This window comes from Enterovibrio norvegicus DSM 15893, assembly GCF_900115495.1.
GTDB classification, from domain to species: Bacteria; Pseudomonadota; Gammaproteobacteria; order Enterobacterales; family Vibrionaceae; genus Enterovibrio; species Enterovibrio norvegicus.
On the sequence record NZ_FOWR01000023.1, the window covers coordinates 69842 to 89794 of the forward strand.

Consider the following 19953-nt stretch of genomic DNA (forward strand, 5'->3'; position numbering starts at 1 on the left):
CACGGCGAGTCCTTTCTACGAGTAATGTGCTTACTATACGCAAACCAATTCAAGTTGCTGAGGTTTATACGCATTACTGTCTACTTCGTATCAAGGACGATAAGATTATTTTTGGGTTGTCTCAAACACTCGCCCCTGATTTGTCTCTCCAATCATGACCATATCAGGGGCGAAATTGTGTTTCTTCGTTAGGTTCGACCGCGAATACCCAAGGGGCGATTCATTCGACAGTAAAACTTTCGCGTTAGTTGGCTAGCGTTAGTCCACTTGCTCTTGATCGCCATTGCGTGATTGATACAGCAAAAACGCCGCTGATAGCCACACCAAGCACGCCATCACAAACAATGTACCACCGTCATTGCCGACAACGTCACCCACTTCATTAAACGCAGGCTGCGCAACGCCGATTGGCGTGAACAGGTGGAAGAAAATGGCACCGGTCATGGTGCCGACCGCCATCAACGCGCCTAATGCATGTAAACGTGTGAACAGCAAAATTGATGCGATAAGCTCAGCAATACCCACCATGTAGGCGCCATACTGACCAAACCAAGCAAGCCCAGACCATTCACCCAATGTGCCAAAGATAAATGTGGTTTCTGGTGAACCTGTAAACTTAAAGAACAGCGATTGAACAAACACAAACGCGATGAAGATACACAAACCCCATTTAAGATATTTCATTATTACTCCGCCTTATAACACCCTGAAATTAAGTACTTTAACGATAGGAAAGAACAGATATTTCGCCACTTCCCCAAGTGAGAAATGTGCTTCCCTTCGTCACGCATTGTTGAACGCAATTGCGCTTTGCTTTTCTTTGTTTCGTATCTTGTCCCATTACTAGACCTGTGACTCACCTGAAACATTACAGTTCAACCGAGATTCATACCTTAAGCACCATAAGGACTGAGATAAGCCTGATACTCCAAGTCATAAAGGGACAGAGGGATAGATGTAAAAAAAGCAGCCTAAGCTGCTTTTTCTAATACAAGAATTGATATTCGTTAGCGATAACGCCCGCGCCTTGCGCTGGTTGCTTTGCCCGCCATAGCCACCAGCGTATGGTTGGTGTGGGCGTGACAAATCGCAACAGCCAAGGCATCTGCGGCATCGGCTTGTGGTGTTGAAGGCAATTTCAGCATGTGTACAACCATGTGCTGAACTTGCTTCTTATCAGCACCACCATTGCCGACAACTGATTGCTTGATGAGACGCGCCGCATACTCGCTAACGGGCAAGCTAGCATTAACCGCTGCGACCATCGCTGCGCCGCGCGCCTGACCGAGTTTCAAGGCGGAATCAGCATTACGCGCCATGAAGACTTGCTCAATGGCGAAAGTGTCTGGTTGAAACTGTGTAATTACTTCACTCACACCTGCATAGATTTGGCCGAGTCGTCCTGCCAAATCTTCCGAGTCAGTGCGAATGCAGCCACTGCCAAGATACTCAAGGTGTCTGCCTTGATGGCGGATCACGCCGTAGCCTGTGATCCGCGAGCCCGGGTCAATCCCGAGAATAATTGCCACAAATACTTATTCCAATGTTGCTGCGACTTCATCAGAGATGTCACCATTATGGTAAACCTCTTGAACGTCATCCAAATCTTCAAGTGCATCAATCAGACGAAGCAGCTTAGGTGCTGTGGTTTCGTCTAAATCTGCTTTGGTGGAAGGAACCAGCGTCACTTCTGCGTTTTGTGCTTCAAAGCCCGCAGCATCCAATGCATCTTTCACCGCGCCGAATTCAGCTGGCGTGGTGTAAACGTCCATTGAACCATCATCGTGTGTTTCAACGTCGTCAGCGCCCCCTTCTAGTGCCGCTTCCATCACGTCGTCTTCGTCTAAGCCTGCCGCATAAGAAATCACACCTTTCTTGTCAAACAGGTAGTTTACGCTGCCATCAGTACCAAGGTTGCCACCCGCTTTAGAAAACGCGTGACGCACACCAGACACCGTGCGGTTGCGATTGTCTGTCATGCATTCCACCATCACTGCAGTACCAGCAGGGCCGTAACCTTCATAGATGACGGTTTCCATGCCCTCGTCGCCTTCACCGCCAGCCCCACGCGTCACAGCGCGGTTAACAGTGTCACGCGTCATGTTATTCGACAGTGCTTTATCGATGGCTGCACGTAGGCGCGGATTGTTCTCAGGCTCTGCACCACCTTCTTTGGCAGCAACGGTGATTTCACGGATGAGTTTGGTGAAGATTTTGCCGCGCTTGGCATCTTGCGCAGCTTTGCGGTGTTTGATGTTGGCGAATTTACTGTGACCTGCCATTTCTCACTCCTTTTGTCAGCGGCCGACACGCCGCTGAAGTTGTTACGTTAGTTCTTGGATTTATAGCAAAACAGAACGCAAATGTCTGAGACAGCACCCATATCTGTTTGGATTATACCCAAACAACCTCAAGATGCTTGTTCAGCGAGAGTTTGTTGGCAGTCAGGCGCGGCGCTGGTTTTAAAACATAGTCACTCTACGTTGAAAATCAGCAACAAAGCATGACGGCCAACAAAACTCGCCCTTTGGGAGTCTCTCATCTCGTCCACTTCATTGTCGAAAAGTCTGGAAAGAGATGACTCTTCCTTCGGCTTTTCTCCTCAAATTGAACAAGATGAGAGGCTCTGAATCCAGTATCCTGAGGTTGTTTGGGTATAGGAACAAATAAGGCCAGATAATCTGGCCTTATTGTTAGAAGAGGTGGTCGACTTATGCGTCGTTTTCTTCGTTCTTCTTCGCTGCCGCGGTAACCGTAATCGCGAGTTCTTCAAGTGCTGCTGGGTTAGCAAGGCTTGGCGCATCCGTTAGCAAACACGCTGCTGCGGTAGTTTTCGGGAACGCAATAACATCACGGATGTTGTCAGTACCACAAAGCAGCATAACAAGACGATCAAGACCGAATGCTAGACCCGCGTGCGGCGGCGTACCGTACTTCAAAGCTTCTAGTAGGAAGCCAAATTTTTCTTTCTGTTCGCTAGATTCAATACCCAGAATGTCAAACACAACGGTTTGCATATCAGAATTATGAATACGCACAGAACCACCGCCCACTTCGTAGCCGTTTAGTACCATGTCATAAGCGTTAGAAATTGCGGACGCAGGATTTGCTTTTAGCTCTTCAGCAGTCATACCCAAAGGAGACGTGAATGGGTGGTGCATCGCGTGCAGGTTACCTTCTTCGTCTTCTTCGAACATAGGGAAATCAACAACCCAAAGTGGCGCCCACTTAGATTTGTCAGTTAGACCCAAGTCTGTACCTAGCTTCAGACGCAGTGCGCCCATTGCCTCAGTCACTACTTTCTTGCTATCAGCGCCGAACAGGATGATGTCGCCAGTTTCAGCGCCAGTGCGCTCAAGAATACCGTTAACAACGTCTTCGTTCAGGAATTTAGCAACCGGTGATTGAACACCTTCCATGCCTGCTGCACGGTCGTTAACCTTCATCCACGCCAAACCTTTCGCGCCATAGATGCCGACAAACTTGGTGTATTCATCGATTTGCTTACGAGATAGCTCAGCACCACCCGGAACACGAATAACAGCAACACGGCCTTTTTCGTCATTCGCTGGGCCAGAGAAGACTTTGAATTCAACGTCTTTCAGAAGGTCGGCAACATCGACCATTTCTAGCGGGTTACGCAGGTCTGGTTTATCTGAACCGAAACGGCGCGCAGCTTCTTCAAACGTCATGATTGGGAACTGGCCCAGATCCACGTTCAACAATTCTTGCCACATATCGCGAACCATGTTTTCAGTCACTTCACGCACTTGATCTGCGGTCATGAATGAGGTTTCGATATCGATTTGGGTAAATTCAGGCTGGCGGTCAGCACGCAAGTCTTCATCGCGGAAGCACTTAACGATTTGGTAGTAACGGTCAAAACCAGACATCATCAAAAGCTGTTTGAACAGCTGTGGTGATTGTGGCAATGCGTAGAAGCTGCCTTTATGAACACGGCTTGGTACCAAGTAGTCACGTGCGCCTTCTGGCGTTGCTTTTGTCAGTACTGGCGTTTCGATGTCAAGGAAGCCGTTATCATCAAGGAAACGACGAACAAAGCTTGATGCTTTTGCACGCAGCTTGATGCGATCGCTCATTTCTGGACGACGCAAGTCAAGGTAACGGTGCTTCAGACGCTGTTCTTCTGAGTTGTTTTGATTGAAGTCCAGTGGCAATGGCGCTGCGCGGTTGATGATTTCCAAACCTGTCGCAAGCAATTCAACTTCACCTGTCGCCATGTCTTTATTGATTTGGCTGTCTGGGCGCGCACGAACTTCACCGGTAAATTTGATACAGAATTCGTTACGCAGTTTGTTAGCAACCTCGAATACGTCTTTCATATCCGGATCAACCACCACCTGAACCACGCCTTCACGGTCACGCATATCAATGAAGATAAGACCGCCTAAATCACGACGGCGATTTACCCAGCCGCAAAGTTCTACAGTTTGCCCTACGAGGGCTTTGTTCAGGTGACCACAATATTGGGTGCGCATATGAATTTCCCGATCTGTTACTGACTGTCCTATTACGCTATTAAGCGCAAAGCTACAAATATGGTTGTGCAGATACTTCTGCAAACTTCCGCCTGAGTGTTCACTCACGCCAAAGTAAAAATACCTCAAAATGACGCAGCATTATAAAGGAAAAATTGGCCTTGCGGGAAATCGTAGCGAGATGAAGGTCAGAAAAGATCGCAATCGGCCAAAAAACGAACAAGGATTGACCCAGGAATGCCAAGAAGACCAAAATAGGCAAAAATAAAATCGAAGGGATACGATGCTGACTACACCACTGCACCAACTGACCACGCCACCACTGCGCCTTGGACTGACGCAATGGTCGCACAACACATGGCAACGTAAGTTCTATCCATCAGGTACCAAGAGTGGTGAACGTTTGGCACGGTACGCAGAGGTGTTTAACACGGTAGAAGGCAATACTACTTTCTATGCCAGCCCTTCCCACGCGACCGTTGCCAACTGGAAAGCGGCAACAACCGATGCATTTGAATTTACCTTCAAGCTTCCACAAGCGGTCACTCATCAGCTAATGCTGCGTCACGCTGACGAAATGGTGTCGGAATTCATTTCATTGATGGCACCGCTGCATTCACGCATCGGACTTTGGAAAATTCAATTGCCCGCCGCGTTTGGCCCTGAATCTATGCCGGATTTGCAGAAGTTTCTGAACGGTATGCCAGCGTCTTTTAACATTGGCGTAGAAGTACGTCATCCTGCGTTTTTCGCCAAAGGCGAAGAAGAACACGCTTTGAATAGCATGTTGCTGGAAAGAGGCGCTGATCGCATCATCATGGACAGCCGCCCTGTCTTTGCAGTGCCGCCAGATACCGACGCGTTACTTGATGCACAGCAGAAGAAACCTCACGTTCCGGTTCACGCCATTTCCACCGCCAATACACCCATGGTGAGGTTCATTGGTGACCCAACGCTGGAGCGAAACGATGCGTTCTTTGCTAACTGGCAGAAAAAGATACCGCAATGGATTGGGGAAGGAAAAACGCCGTATCTGATGATACACACGGCGAATAACGATCAAGCGCCAGAGTTAGCAGCACACTTCTATGATTTGCTCAGCAAGCAAATCGCACTGCCACCACTGGCGCCTCTGTTACCGGAAGACAATTCGAGCCAGATGAGTTTGCTGTAGTTTCTAGATACGAGATACGAGATACGAGATACGAGATACGAGATACGAGATACGAGAAAAACTAAGCGCGCAAGCCAACCGAGGCAAGTAATGGCATTGGTTAATCTGGCATGTTCTTGCTCTTACTCGAATCTCGTTTCTGCTCTTTCTCGCCACTCAATTAGAAGTACCAACTCACTTCTGCTTCAATAAAATCATCACGCTTTAACGAATAAATCGGGTCAGTGACGCGATCTGAATTGAACATCCAGCCTGTGACTGTCCAGCTCCAATCATTGGAGAAGCGACCGCTCGACTCCAAACGCACTGTCATGGAATCGGTGTCATCTAAATCAAGTGTCCCACCAAGCAAAAACTCAGTGCCATCGTGATCGTTAAGTACCCAACGAAGTCCTGCAAACACATCGTTTTGACCGGCAACAGGTGCGTCTTCACCGCGACTGTCGTAAAGGTATTCTACTAAGAAACCCAGATCGGTGATGCCTTCGTTCACACCTACGTAGGTGTATTCAAATCCACCGGTAAACGCCGTATTGGATTCCAAGCTGTAACGACGGATGGCCTCTGCTTTCCACAGCCAATCACCGTAGATAGCTTGCACATCAAGGCCAACTTGCGTCATAAGCGCATAATATGGCGACAAGCTATTGAAAAAATAGGGGTCTCTATTGGTGCCATGAAACACACTCAAGCCCACATCCCAATCATCCAGCATGGTGCCATAGCGCGCAGCGACATCGGGGTAAAATTCTTCGTGGCGAGACTCATATTGCGCGTTCGCATCTCCGGCACCGGGCACTGCTAAGCGGCCATCAGAACTGGCAAAGGTACGTTCACGGAAATAAGGCAGTAAATACAAATCAAGCAAACCAGAATCAAGTTCCAGCCCGAGACTCACCATAGGCTGGCCCAACTTCACTTCACCATCAACCGCTTCAACGGCGTCGGTTTGGTTAATGACATCGACAAGGTGCTGTGACTCTGTCACGCCCCAAAAGACAATACCCACGCCGAAACGCAGTTCGTAGTTGTCGTCATAATGCATCAACAAGGCTTCACGTACATCGCCATGGGTGCGTTCATCATCCATTGAATCCCAACGGAAGAAAGGTGTGAACGTAAAGCTCGTGTTCCCTTCTTCACTTTCCCAATAAAGCTCAGGCTCAATGGCGATCGACGTTTGGCTTTTATCCTGACCTTGAGCCCCTGTCTGTCCAAATTGACGCTGTTGGAAGCTCACCTCGCCCTCAATGTCAAAGGCATGGCTGGGTGAGAGGAAAAGAGGCAGCGCAAGCAGCGCCGCCAATGACAGTCGTGTATTCATCCTGACTCCTAGCGAGCGCGCTTCAAGCTAGATTTCGAGAAGTCGCCTTCGTCTAACCCAGTCTTAAACGCCAATTCCGTGGTGGTCAGTTTGGTCGATTTCCCTGTCTGGTGGTTCACCATCATCATGGTGTGCGCACGCCAGTATTGATCGAGATATTGTTCGTAATCCGTGAACGTCAGGGTTTTCAGCAATGACTTACGACGGTCATAGAACTCGGTTTTCAACGGGCGGTAGTGCTCTTGATCAATCCAAACTTTCTGGCTGGTGTAACCTGAAAATTTGTCTGTTGGCGTTTGCACAATCACAAAGGTGTTTTGACCATTAATGTCTTCTTCGCCCACCAAGTCAAAGGTGTACTTTTCGAGTTCAAAAGAGCTTAAATCTTCGTAAGCAAACTCACTGCCCATGAACGGCCCAGACTTGTTGCGTGATGCAATGCGTTTCACACGCTTCAAAGCAGGGAGATACAGCCACTGATCGTCAGCACCAGTGATGTGTGAATAGTTCAGGAAGACAGTGCCACGTACATCGCGAGGTTCATCAAATATGGTTAGGCCTTTATCACCATCGCCTTCCACTTCCAGTGTCTTGATGCGCAGTTTACGGTCACTGGTATCGCCATTGGCGTTTTCCAGCAACATGGTCATTTCGGCGACAGTATCACCCCAACCTTGGTCACGGACTTTTCGCTCTTTGGCGATTTCCAATCCCTTCACTTCGTCAGCCGTCACAGGCGCTGCCATCGCCATCATGCTAAATGCAATAACAACGGCTTTTGATAATGTTCTCATTGTTTTCATTCTTATCTCCTTGAATTCGTTATTGCGCAGCTTCTTCGCTAAAAGGCTTAGACTCATCGGCATAGGCTTTCTTGTCTGCTATTAAGAGCACAGCAGGTAAAAGAACAAAGTCCACGATGAGGGCAATGAAAATCACAATGGCACTGAGTAAGCCCATGTCACTGTTCAATCGGAAACCTGATGTTGCCAATACGCTGAAACCCGCCACCAGCACCACAGTGGTGATCCACAGTGCGCGACCGACAGAATCAAAGGCATAACGGATCCCGTCTTCAACGTTTCGTCCCTGCAAACGCGCATGGCGATATTTGGTCAAGAAATGCACCGTGTCATCAACCACAACCCCCAAGGTCAAGGTGATAACCACCGAAAGCCCTAAGTTGATCTCTCCTGACACAATTGCCCACAAACCAAAGCCCAATATCGCTGGCACCAAGTTTGGTACGAGACTGATGACACCAAGACGCCATGAACGCAGTGCGAACACTAGCAATCCTGAAATCAGCACCAATGCGATCGGTAGCGTCTTCAACATGCTGGCAATGTTTGTTTCACCAATGTGCGCGAACATAAGGTTAGGGCCCGACGAGGTCATTTCGTAGTCAGGCGCATTGGCTTTAAACCACGCATCCATACGGTCTTCCAGCGCAATCAATTTCACGCTGCCAAGGTTATCGGTAGTCAGCACAAGCTTGACGGCAGATTTATCGATGTTCACTTCGTTGTTCAAATCAAGCCCGTAAGGCAACGACATCTCATACAGTAATAAGTATTGTGCCGCGAGCTCAGGATCTTGAGGCAATGCGTAATAGGTTTTGTCATCGCCGTGCATGTTCATGTTCAAACGCTTGAATGTGTCTGAAATTGACGCGACATGGTCTGTTTCTGGTTGTGTACGTAACCATTCCGTGAAGCCTTCAACAGCATTCAAAAACTCAGGGTGTGTGATCCCTTGAGGTTGACCGGACTTGATGGAAATACTGATCGCCGTTGTACCACTGACGGTATCTTCCATGTAGTCCGCGGCTTGGCGGAAATCATTGCCCGAATCGAAGTATTCAACCGCATTATCATTGGCTTGGTTTTGCACCAACAATACCGAGCTCAGCACAATGATGACGGCGCTGACGGGAAGAATTTTCCTGTGATTCGCGATCACGGTATCCGCCACCCAAGACATCGCTTTATTGCTGTTCTTACGCGCTGGTTTCACCTTGAACGGCATCAATTGCAGCAATGCTGGCAAAAGCGTTACAGACAGAACAAACGCGATCATGACCCCCAAGGCTGCCAGGTTACCCATGTCTCTCAACACAGGAGAATCCGACGCATTCATCATTAGGAAACCAATCGACGTCGTCACAGACGTGATTAATAGCGCGAGGAAGTTAAGTTTGAGCGCATAATTAATGGCTTCTGTTTTATCTTTTCCTTCACGCAACGCATGCACATATGACGTAATCAAGTGCACACAGTCAGCCACAGCAAGCGTCATTACCAAGGTCGGCACTGTCACCGTACCGTTATTCAGATAGTGACCCACCCAACCAAGCATGCCCATGGTGGCTGCAATGGTCAGCACGATCACCAGCAGTGTCGCCACAACAAATTTCCAAGATCTCAACATAATGCCGAGGAACACCAGCACAACCAGAAACATCATTGGCACGAGCGTTTGGCTGTCTGCTTGTGCAGCGTCAGCAAAGGCTTTGTTCATGGCAATAATGCCCGCCAAATGGAAGTCAACATCGGGATAGGTTTCATTGGCTTTCGCCAACACCCCTTTCGCAAAATTAGCCACTTCCTGCACTTGTGCCGTTTGGTCACCATCGGGTAATTGGAAAGTGATGTTCACGATGGCAGCTTGCGCAGTTTGACCCACAATCGCCCCCACCAAGCGAGGCTCACTCAACGCAACATCGCGGATATAATCGATTCGCGCCTCATCGAGTTCGTAATAATCGGGCGCGAGATCTTCAACCAGAAGATCATCATCTTCTGCAGAGGTATGCTGATAGTTTGTGATGGAATCCACGCGACTTGCATATGGCGTTAGCCAAGCTTCATCGGTGAGCTGTTGAATCAGCGAGAGGTTGTCTTTTGTAAACACGTCTTTGTTGTGAGGTGCAACCACAATGGCCAACGTATCCGTCTTATTGAATGTTGCTTCTAGCTCTTTGAAGGCTTTTAGCTGTGGATTCCCTTTGTCAAAAAAGATCTGGTAGTCGCCTCGGAAATACAAGTTCTGACTGCCCATCGCTGCCACAACTGCAAGCAACACACTGAGGATCAAGAATAACCAAGGACGCGCCGTTGGCATTCGATATAGTTCTTTTTTCATCACACACTCCGTTTGTGACGATTCGTCAAATTCTCTGCTTTAAAAAGCCAAGTGATATGGCTTAATACTTCCAGAACATGGACTTCAGTCACTCGGATCCTGTTCAAGCAAAATATAAATACGCGTTCACATGAATAAAATGTAGTTCGTTGTTCTACGTTCTCCAATGACGCTCCGTCAATTTCTGACGAAACGTCAATATAGTACAATTTTACAACATGTTAAAGCTCATTTTGACGAATCGTCAACAATGATACATCTTTCGCAACTACGATTGATTTTCGAGCAGGGCGATTTCTTTTCCGTAGAGGTCTTTTTCGGCACGTTCCCACGTTTTCTGATAATCAAAATCACAAGACAAAGGTGCCCAGTGCATGCCATCAAGAAGGAAGTTAAGATTTTGAAGCACAATATTGGTACTGAGTTGACGAGAGACACAACTGCTCTGCGTTGCATTGTTCACCAGCGAGCTGGTGCCAAATGCCATCGCCCAGTTAGCAAACACAATACTGTCACTCGTGATGCCTGGAGCAAGGGTCAGATCGCCTGATCTTTGGCCAAGTTCGATGAATTTGTCACCAAACGACACCACTAACTCTTCCAGAGCGTTAAGCTTTTCTAAGCGCTCTGGTGCACTTTTTTCAGTGACAGCAGGTGTGCGACTCACTAACGCGCACATGGCCAGGATAGGAGAGAGTTTGGAGAAAAGGTGCATGCCTGTATGCATGGCTATCAACTTTTCACGGCTTGTGCCTTCAAAGTCGAGCGCGCGTTTGAACAGCGGGATTTTTTTCCCTAGCGCTTGGATAGCAAGCGCAGCAAACAAATCTTCTTTACTGTTAAAGTGGTTGTAAATCGTCCCTTTAGAATACGGACTGGCCGCGGCAACTTTATCCATGTTGAGTTGCGCAAACCCTTCCCTAGCCACAATGCCACATGCAATATCCAATAACTCACTTTCACGCTCACGCATGGCCACTTGCTTACGGCTTAATGTCGTGTCATCACTGCTTAGATTTAAAACTGCTTGCTCTAACATTGTGAATATCCTCAAGAGATCCTTACTTTTATAGCATAAATAAGAAATATAATCGCAGTCATCCCTCACTTTCTGATCCCATGAAATCAACAAGTTTAGGGTTCATACAATTGAATATCCCCGTAATTAGAGACAACAAAAGCAAAATTCACTACAATACGCGCCCTTTTGGTGTTTGCTGGATGCTGATGCCACACTTGTATTTTTCACCGCATGTCAGGATCTGAAAAACGTGCCGGTAAGCATAGTTTCAAGGCAGGTTTAAGATGGCCAATCACGACAATATTTTTGCTGCTCCTATTGAGAAACTCGGCGATTTCACGTTCGACGCTAACGTTGCTGAAGTCTTCCCCGACATGATCCAACGTTCGGTTCCAGGCTACAGCAACATCATCTCTGCCATCGGTATGCTTGCTGAACGTTATGCCTCAGACGGTTCAAACATCTATGATCTTGGCTGCTCCCTGGGTGCAGCAACGTTATCGATGCGTCGCCACATTAGTGCGCCGAACTGCAAAATTATCGCCGTTGATAACTCTCCAGCAATGGTTGAACGCTGCCAACTGCACGTTAACGCTTACCGTTCAGAAACGGATGTATCGGTTATCGAGAATGATATTCGTCATGTCGATATCGAAAACGCCTCTGTGGTTGTGCTGAACTTTACGCTTCAGTTTCTAAACCCTGATGACCGCCAAGCCCTGCTAGAACGCATTTACGCTGGACTAAAGCCAGGCGGTATTCTGATCCTGTCAGAAAAATACAGCTTTGCTGATGAAACTGCGCATGAGTTACTTATTGACCTTCACCACGATTTTAAACGTGCGAACGGTTACAGCGAACTCGAAATCAGCCAAAAACGCAGCGCACTTGAAAACGTGATGAAACCCGACACCATCGATTGCCATAAGCAACGTTTGAGCAATATAGGTTTCAGCAGTGTTGCTGTGTGGTTCCAATGCTTTAACTTTGGCTCTATGTTTGCCATTAAGTAAATCAGGTACACAACGCGCGCTAACCCACAGCACTCATTAAATACATTAACAGACAGACTTATACGCCATGTTCGACTTTTCTGACTTCTACCAACTCATCGCTAAAAACCGTCTTCAAAACTGGCTGAATGTCTTGCCAGCTCAACTGGCGGAGTGGCAAGAGCTTCCGCACGGCGACATGCCAAAATGGATGCGCGTACTAAAGAAGATCCCAACAGACGCACCATCCTCGTTTGAACTAAAAGACAGCGTAACGGTTGGCAGCGATGATGAGTTACCAGAAGGTCAGCGTGCTAAGTTGGAAAACTTGCTGCGCTCATTCCACCCATGGCGTAAAGGCCCATACCGCGTTCATGGCATCGACATTGATACAGAGTGGCGATCAGATTGGAAATGGGACCGCGTGCTTCCGCACATTTCTCCATTAAAAGGTCGCTATGTTCTCGACGTGGGTTGTGGCAATGGTTATCACATGTGGCGCATGCTGGGTGAAGGCGCAGAACTCACCGTAGGTATCGACCCATCTGAACTTTTCCTTGTTCAATTTGAGGCGATCCGTCGCTTGATGGGAAATGACCAACGTGCGCACCTTTTACCTTTGGGGATTGAACGCCTGCCAGAGTTAAGAGCTTTCGACACTGTGTTCAGCATGGGTGTGCTTTACCACCGCCGTTCACCGTTGGACCATTTGATTCAATTAAAGAACCAATTGGTAAAAAACGGCGAGCTGGTTTTGGAAACACTGGTCATTGATGGCGACGAAAATGCGGTATTGGTTCCGTTTGACAGATATGCCCAAATGCGAAATGTGTACTTTTTCCCGTCGGCTAAAGCCTTGAAAGTATGGCTCGAAAAAGTGGGATTTGTTGATGTGCGCATTGTTGATGAATGTGTCACTACCACCGACGAGCAGCGTACGACGGGGTGGATGACCCACAACTCGCTTCCAGACTACTTGGATCCTAACGACCCAACCAAGACAGTAGAGGGCTACCCGGCACCGAAGCGTGCTATCCTTGTAGCCAAGAATCCTGACTGATCTATGACATAGGGCGCTTCTCGCGCCCTTTTTTTCAGGCTAGACTAGCGCCCTAAAATCAACTCCTTAATCACCCAGCACGGAGCTCCTCATGCCAACTCGCATCGGATTGCTGATACTTTTTTCTGCTGCACTTTCTGGTTGTTCGATTACATCGCAACAGCAGCATCAGCAAACCTTGGACGCAATAAACAACGTAGAAACGTCAATTCAAGACGACCTAACAACGCTGAGTGGTGGACTCACGGAACAGCAAACACAGATCAGCACGCTAGAATCGCAAGTGAATGAGCTGACAGAAACGCTCAAGATCATGCGCAAAACGCAAGCGCGCGAAGCCGCCAACCGCCCAGAGCCAGAAATTGTCTATGTAGAAAAGAAAGTGCCTGTGCCGCTGGCAGACAATAAAGCCATTTTGGGCGAGCAAGAATGGGTGTGGATAGATGCTGCCAGCGCAAATTTCAAAGCGCGTATCGACACCGGCGCAACCACCTCATCATTGAATGCCACCAATATCCAAGAATTTGAACGCGACGGTAAAACATGGGTCAGTTTCACCCTCGCGCACACCAAAAACGAAAAAGGCGATATTGAGCCGGAAGAATCTCTCGAAGCGCCTGTAAAGCGCTGGGTGAAGATCCGCCAAGCCTCCTCTGAACAACTTGAGCGTCGCCCTGTCGTCGAACTTCGTGTTCGCCTCGGTAACTTGCACGAAAAAGCACAGTTCACACTAGCAGACCGCTCACACATGGAATTCCCAGTCTTGTTGGGTCGCGAATTTTTCAAAGATATAGCGGTTGTTGATGTCAGCAAATCGTATATCCACCCGAAATACGTAGCCGACGATAAATAAGCCACTGAGTCAGTATCAGTGCAAATAACGAGGACAAAATGACTTCACGCGTTCCTTTCTACTTACTCATCACCATGCTGATCATTGTTGGTCTCGGCATGAGTTTATATCGTCATGATGTGTACGGCGTGCCGTGGACAGCGGGACAAGAACATCAAGTGTGGGAAGTGGAAGCCCGCGTTGAATTTCAGGCAAAAGGCGACCCTGTTAAGATTTCACTCGCCACGCCAGACACACAGCAAGGTTTTACGCTGATCAATGAGAACACAAGCTCGCCAGGGTATGGTTTTGCATTGATAAACACGGAAAATGGACGTCGTGCAGAATGGACGAAGCGCGAGGCCAACGGTAACCAGATCCTCTATTTCAAAAACCAAATGTTGGTGGATGAAAACGCGAAATTCCCCACTGAGCCACCCCTCGGTGATGCCAAACCCGTCGTGCTTGATAGCCCATTAATGACCGCGGCTGAAGCCATGCTGTCGCAGGCGCGTCAACGTTCTGCGGATAACAGCACACTCACGCGCGAGTTGATTAAACAGTTCAACGACAATGAAAGCCAGAATGCTGGCTTGCTAACAAAAGAAATGAGCAAAGCGGATGCCATCTCAGCGATTCTTTCTTTAGAAGGCATTCATGCTCGTGTCGTCGGTGCGCTTCATCTTGAAGATGGTCGTCGCCGCCAAAGCATTATTCCAATGGTAGAAATCTGGAATAACGACAAGTGGGAACTGTTTAACCTCGATACAGGCGCATTAGACACCACCAAGAACCTGATGATTTGGAATCAAAAAGGCACCCCACTGCTTGAAGTTATGGGAGGCACGAATAGCCAAGTCAGCTTCTCCATCATCGCGCAAGACATTAGCCCGCAACAAGCCACGGATGAAAAGATCCAAGCCGAAAGCCTGCTGAACTTCTCGATCCACAGCCTACCCATTGAAGAGCAAGCGATGTTCAAAACCATCATGCTTGTTCCTATTGGCGCGCTGATTGTGGTCATGTTGCGCGTACTCATTGGCCTTAAAACGTCAGGCACCTTTATGCCTGTTTTGATTGCCGTCGCGTTTGTACAAACGCAATTGGTCCCGGGCATTGTTGGCTTCTTGCTGATCGTTGGTACGGGTCTGATCATCCGAAGTTACTTGTCGCGGCTTAACTTGTTACTCGTTGCGCGAATATCAGCCGTGATCATTACGGTGATTCTGATTATCTCCGTGTTCACCGTCGTCGCCTTTAAGATTGGCTTGGTGGAAGGCCTCACGATTACCTTCTTCCCAATGATCATTCTTTCCTGGACTATCGAACGTATGTCGATTCTTTGGGAAGAGGAAGGCGCGAAAGAAGTGATTGTTCAAGGTGGTGGTTCTTTGCTTACTGCCGTGCTGGTTTACATGGCAATGACCAATGATTTCGTTCGCCACATTACGTTTAACTTCATCGGTATTCAGTTGGTGATTCTGGCCGTTATTTTGATGCTGGGTAACTACACGGGTTATCGCTTGAGCGAGCTAAAGCGCTTCAAGCCGCTGGTGAAGGATTAACGCCATGTTTTCTTTGCTGACGAAAAAATTTACGTCCCCTTTTAAGCTGAACCGCGCTGGCATCATGGGCATGAACCGACGTAACATCAGCTACATTGGACGTTATAACAACCGTAAGTTGTTCCCTTTAGTGGACGACAAGCTCAAGACGAAAACCCTCGCACAACACGCGGGGGCAACCGTACCTGAGCTTATCGGCGTCATCAGCGAGCAACACAGCGTACCATCCATTCACGACATGGTGAAAGACTGGCCAGGCTTTGTTATCAAACCCGCGCAAGGCTCTGGCGGTAAAGGCATTCTGGTTGTTACCTCAAACCAAGATGGCATTTACAAAAAGCCCTCAGGCACTGAAGTTAGCAAGATTGAAGTTGAACGCCATATCACCAACACGCTTGCTGGCCTTTTCTCCCTTGGCGGAAAAAACGATGTCGCAGTAGTCGAAAACTTGATTCAATTTGACGATGTCTTTGATGGTTTTAGCTACGAAGGTGTGCCTGATATTCGCGTCATCGTGTTCAAAGGCTACCCTGTCATGGCGATGATGCGTCTTTCGACATCAGCCTCTGACGGGAAAGCGAACCTTCACCAAGGTGCTGTGGGTGTCGGTATTGATATCGCCACTGGAAAAGCCCTTCGCGCCGTGCAATTTAACCGTCCTATCGAGCATCACCCAGACACTGGTCGTGCGCTGTCAGAATTGCATGTCCCTCACTGGGAGCAATTATTAACCCTTGCTGCCAGCGCATGGGAAATGACAAGCCTTGGATACCTAGGTACAGACATGGTGTTGGACAAAGAAAAAGGCCCGATGGTGCTCGAACTTAACGCGCGTCCAGGTTTGGCCATTCAGATCGCTAATGACTGTGGTTTGTTACCGCGTCTTCGTCATATTGAACGTATGGGTGTGCTTGCCACACCGCCAACACCCGAAGAGCGTGTGGCTTACTGCGCAAAACACTTTGTAGGCACGTACACGCCATCCAATTAGGGTTAGTGTTTACACATGACGAAAACAGAAAAAGTCGGGCATGCCCGACTTTTTATTATTATCCGTTATGTCATTCGCCATTCGGCTTGCACATGGGGCTAGCCGTCCGTGTTGATCCTCACGATCAGATCATCTTGGATCTGCGCCGCCATTTCGTTCGGCACTTGGCAGGTTCCTGCGTTCTCATGTCCACCGCCGCCGAAGTTCAACATCAATTCACCAATGTTCGTCTTCGAGGATTTATCGAAGATGGATTTGCCACACGCAAACACGGTGTTTTGCTTTTTGAAGCCCCACAGTACATGGATGGAAATATTGCATTGTGGAAACAACGCATAGATTTCGAAGCGATTCCCAGCCCAAATCTTGTCTTCATGGCGAAGGTCGAGAATGACCAAATTTCCGCATATCGAACCACAACGACGCAGTTGCTCTTGAAACTTCTCACGATGACTAAAATACAGATCAACGCGTTCTTTCACGTCGTCCAGCAACATGATTTCATCAATACTCTTATCACGACAGTGGTCAATCAAATCCATCATCAATTGATAATTAGAGATGCGGAAGTCTTGGAATCGACCTAGCCCTGTGCGGGAATCCATAATGAAATTCAACAAGCCCCACCCTGCGGGGTATAAAACTTCATCTTTGGTGTATTGCGCAGAGTCGCCTTTGTCCACTTCTTCCATCATTTCGTCCCACTCCGCAGGGAACGTGCTGTCGCCACCAAAATGCTTCCATACAACGCGCGCCGCAGAAGGGGCATCAGGATCGATAATATGGTTAGGGCTGAGTTCTCCGTTTCGGATTAACTCAGACGCATGGTGATCGATACAAAGGTGTGCTTTCGGGTTGTAAGGAAGGTTGGTGGTTATGTCGTACTCGTTGATATCAATCACACCATCTTGCATATCCTTCGGATGAACAAACTTGATGTCGTCAATCAAGTCGATGTGCTTGAGCAGTACCGCACACACTAACCCATCGAAATCGCTTCGAGTGATAAGGCGGTATCGTCTTTCCGGCATAGCAACTCTCCCTTATCGAGGTGGAGACATTCCCCTCTCATTGCTAACTAGCTTATTCTTATAGACTCTCTTAAGGATAAGACGGATACCCAATTGTGCAACTAATTGCTTTTATACCCAAACAACCTCAAGGTGCTTGTACAACGAGAGCTTGTTTGGCAGCACGCGAGAAGCTGAATTGAAAACATCGCTGTTATACAAAGTGTCAACTTATTCCAGGACGAGACAGTTCAAAAACAAAAAGCCCATCAAGAGATAGGGCTTTTGCTGAAAAGCGACCGCATTAGCGAGGAAGGAAATTTTCCGCCAGCATACAGCGCACGCTACCACCACCAATGGTCTCTATGGTAGACACATCAATAGGAATCAATTGGCCATGATGACGAAGCACATCTTTCTGCTCCTTCGTGAACGCATTGTAAGCGGACATCGACATCACAATGAGCTTTTCATTTTTGTCATTACGCAGCTGCAAAATATTGCCGCAGAAGTGGTTCATCTGTTCTTCGGTGATTGAAACCACGTCTTTCGTTTTCTGAAGTGATGACAGAACACGACGACGCTCGAATTCCTCAATGATCTCATCACAGATCACCGCAAACCCTTCACCCACTGCCATCATTACGTTGGAGTGGTACACAGCCTGCCCTGACGCCATTTTCGTGTCAAAAAAGACCACATCCTTGAATCCCGCTTCATGAGCAAATTGCTGGAGTAACTCACGGTCACATCGCACAGATAACGCGGCGTAAATGGTGGCGTTGATATGATCCATGATCATGACACCGGTGCTTTCTAGAAAAGATTGAGGTGCCTTCAAGTCACCAATTTCCTGCACATTCAGAACATTGAAGCCTTGCGCGACAAGTGACGAGACCAATTGTCGCGTCCTCACTTCTCGACGGCGGTTTTCACATGCCATAGGAAACAAATACACATCACCCGTCGGCGAGGTAGAAAACCAATTATTGGGAAAGACGGCATCAGGCGTTTCATCTTTGCCTTGTTCGTAATTCATCACCGTCACGTTCACACCATGACGACGAAGCAACTCAACCATACCGTTAAATTCCAACAGAGCTTGTTGACGCACTTGTTCGTCCGTCAGGGCCAGTTTCTTTTGAAATTCATTGTCTGCGCTGGTTTCAGCATTAAATTTGAAATCGACAGGCGGCACCATCACAACCGCATTGGTCGAGTGCACATATTCTTTTGGAGCAGGGATCATATCTCTAAGCGCTGGTGCGACCATCTTACACCTCAACATTTTATTAACATTGTTATTATGAGGTTTATTTTAGTAACACTCTGAAGAGACATTTACCTAAATTGCAGAAACTCTTTGGCCACCAAAAGGTAAATAACCTTAATTATAATGAATATATGGGTAATTTACCTTTATAGCACAGAATCACCCCGTCACTTTCTCTTAACCTAAACAATCTAAAGGTGGTGATTCAGCGAGCGTGTGTTGACGAGATCAACAGGGAGACATCAACTCAGGATTAATCCCTGCACTTCGTTTGTATTCAGCAATGACGATTTCGCTGCGTGTTTGGATAACGCCAGGTAGCTGAATGATTCGCGTCGACATGAATTGTTGGTAGGCTTTTATGTTTTTGACGCGGATTTTAATCATTGCATCGAAGTCACCAGACAAAGAGTAACACTCTTCAATTTCGGGGATCAGTAACGCCGATTTTGCGAATTTATCAAAGATCGACAAGTTCGTTTGGTCTAGCCGGATATGGATGAATACTACAACCTCTAACCCAAGCTTCTCAGCAGAAATATCCGCGTGATAACCCGAGATATACCCTTCCCTCTCCAACCGCTTAACACGCTCTGAACAAGGCGTTGTCGTGAGGTTCACCCTCTTTGCTAATTCAACGACAGGTAATCGCCCATTAGATTGCAGAATTCGAAGGATCTCGATATCAATGCGGTCGAGGTTCGACGTATCAGAAGCTGCCATGTAAGTTCTCTCCTCTGTCCTAGATAACCAGTCCAATAACGTAACACAGAGAAATTACCTATAGAAGTGGCCAAGTTAAGGGAATAGATATTGAGAAGAGAAATAGCAAAAACGAAAAAAGCCTGACTTTACAGCCCGATATTTCGAGCGTGATGTGGGTGACGGATTTGTACGGGCAAACCCTTTGCAACGGCCTGAGGGTGATGACAATCCATGACGAAAACGAAAAAAGCCTGACTTTGCAGTCAGGCTTTTCGAAAGTGGTTGCGGGAGCCGGATTTGAACCAACGACCTTCGGGTTATGAGCCCGACGAGCTACCAGACTGCTCCATCCCGCGTCCGATT

The 19953-nt window shown here is 47.8% G+C and carries 17 protein-coding genes and 1 tRNA gene; 6 read left to right on the plus strand and 12 right to left on the minus strand.

All coding sequences use genetic code 11. The features are described 5' to 3' along the window. Positions 1-258 precede the first annotated feature (258 nt). The 4 genes from BM082_RS15205 to aspS all read right to left on the minus strand — a co-directional run bounded on the left by BM082_RS15205 (position 259) and on the right by aspS (position 4499). Complete coding sequence (locus tag BM082_RS15205; protein WP_017008264.1) at positions 259-684, minus strand: hypothetical protein; 426 nt, start codon at positions 682-684, stop codon at positions 259-261. 323 nt (positions 685-1007) lie between these two features. Beyond that, complete coding sequence (gene ruvC / locus BM082_RS15210) at positions 1008-1529, minus strand: crossover junction endodeoxyribonuclease RuvC (RefSeq protein ID WP_017008265.1); 522 nt, start codon at positions 1527-1529, stop codon at positions 1008-1010. 6 nt (positions 1530-1535) lie between these two features. Further along, positions 1536-2282: a YebC/PmpR family DNA-binding transcriptional regulator gene (locus BM082_RS15215; protein WP_017008266.1), complete on the minus strand. Its 747-nt coding sequence runs from the start codon at positions 2280-2282 to the stop codon at positions 1536-1538. A 429-nt stretch (positions 2283-2711) separates the two neighbouring features. Next, positions 2712-4499, minus strand: coding sequence for an aspartate--tRNA ligase (gene aspS, locus BM082_RS15220; protein WP_074927575.1), 1788 nt, complete (start codon positions 4497-4499; stop codon positions 2712-2714). A 283-nt stretch (positions 4500-4782) separates the two neighbouring features. Between aspS and BM082_RS15225 the strand changes: the two genes are divergently transcribed. Beyond that, positions 4783-5673 (plus strand): DUF72 domain-containing protein, encoded by an 891-nt coding sequence (locus BM082_RS15225; protein ID WP_074927577.1) that lies wholly within the window; start codon positions 4783-4785, stop codon positions 5671-5673. Between the two features lie 160 nt (positions 5674-5833). Here BM082_RS15225 and BM082_RS15230 read toward each other — a convergent pair whose 3' ends face one another. The 4 genes from BM082_RS15230 to BM082_RS15245 form a co-directional block, all read right to left on the minus strand. Continuing rightward, entirely contained in the window at positions 5834-6997 is a 1164-nt protein-coding gene (locus tag BM082_RS15230) for a hypothetical protein (RefSeq protein WP_017008269.1), read from the minus strand. 8 nt (positions 6998-7005) lie between these two features. Then, positions 7006-7800, minus strand: coding sequence for an outer membrane lipoprotein-sorting protein (locus BM082_RS15235; protein ID WP_074927579.1), 795 nt, complete (start codon positions 7798-7800; stop codon positions 7006-7008). Between the two features lie 19 nt (positions 7801-7819). Beyond that, positions 7820-10141, minus strand: a complete 2322-nt coding sequence (locus BM082_RS15240; protein WP_074927581.1) for an efflux RND transporter permease subunit — start codon at positions 10139-10141, stop codon at positions 7820-7822. A gap of 268 nt (positions 10142-10409) precedes the next feature. Continuing rightward, a complete protein-coding gene (locus tag BM082_RS15245) occupies positions 10410-11180 on the minus strand; it encodes a TetR/AcrR family transcriptional regulator (protein ID WP_017008272.1) in 771 nt (256 codons plus the stop codon). Positions 11181-11446: 266 nt separating this feature from the next. On the opposite strand from BM082_RS15245, the gene cmoA reads away from it, so the two are divergent. From cmoA to BM082_RS15270, 5 genes are all read left to right on the plus strand, one after another. After that, entirely contained in the window at positions 11447-12175 is a 729-nt protein-coding gene (cmoA, locus tag BM082_RS15250; RefSeq protein WP_017013967.1) for a carboxy-S-adenosyl-L-methionine synthase CmoA, read from the plus strand. A 67-nt stretch (positions 12176-12242) separates the two neighbouring features. Further along, positions 12243-13214, plus strand: coding sequence for a tRNA 5-methoxyuridine(34)/uridine 5-oxyacetic acid(34) synthase CmoB (gene cmoB / locus BM082_RS15255; protein WP_017008274.1), 972 nt, complete (start codon positions 12243-12245; stop codon positions 13212-13214). Positions 13215-13305: 91 nt separating this feature from the next. After that, entirely contained in the window at positions 13306-14067 is a 762-nt protein-coding gene (locus BM082_RS15260; protein ID WP_074927583.1) for an ATP-dependent zinc protease family protein, read from the plus strand. 38 nt (positions 14068-14105) lie between these two features. Further along, positions 14106-15611 carry an inactive transglutaminase family protein gene (locus tag BM082_RS15265; RefSeq protein WP_017008276.1) on the plus strand — a complete coding sequence of 502 codons (1506 nt, stop codon included), beginning with the start codon at positions 14106-14108 and terminating at the stop codon, positions 15609-15611. Between the two features lie 4 nt (positions 15612-15615). After that, positions 15616-16602, plus strand: a complete 987-nt coding sequence (locus BM082_RS15270) for an alpha-L-glutamate ligase-like protein (RefSeq protein ID WP_017008277.1) — start codon at positions 15616-15618, stop codon at positions 16600-16602. Between the two features lie 98 nt (positions 16603-16700). On the opposite strand, the gene BM082_RS15275 is transcribed toward BM082_RS15270, so the two are convergent. The 4 genes from BM082_RS15275 to BM082_RS15290 form a co-directional block, all read right to left on the minus strand. Further along, a complete protein-coding gene (locus BM082_RS15275) occupies positions 16701-17633 on the minus strand; it encodes a DHH family phosphoesterase (RefSeq protein ID WP_017013968.1) in 933 nt (310 codons plus the stop codon). Positions 17634-17916: 283 nt separating this feature from the next. Continuing rightward, positions 17917-18885, minus strand: a complete 969-nt coding sequence (gene ctlX, locus BM082_RS15280) for a citrulline utilization hydrolase CtlX (RefSeq protein WP_017008279.1) — start codon at positions 18883-18885, stop codon at positions 17917-17919. Positions 18886-19113: 228 nt separating this feature from the next. Then, entirely contained in the window at positions 19114-19608 is a 495-nt protein-coding gene (locus BM082_RS15285; protein ID WP_017008280.1) for an Lrp/AsnC family transcriptional regulator, read from the minus strand. 261 nt (positions 19609-19869) lie between these two features. Further along, a tRNA-Met gene (locus BM082_RS15290) sits at positions 19870-19946 on the minus strand. Positions 19947-19953 lie beyond the last annotated feature (7 nt).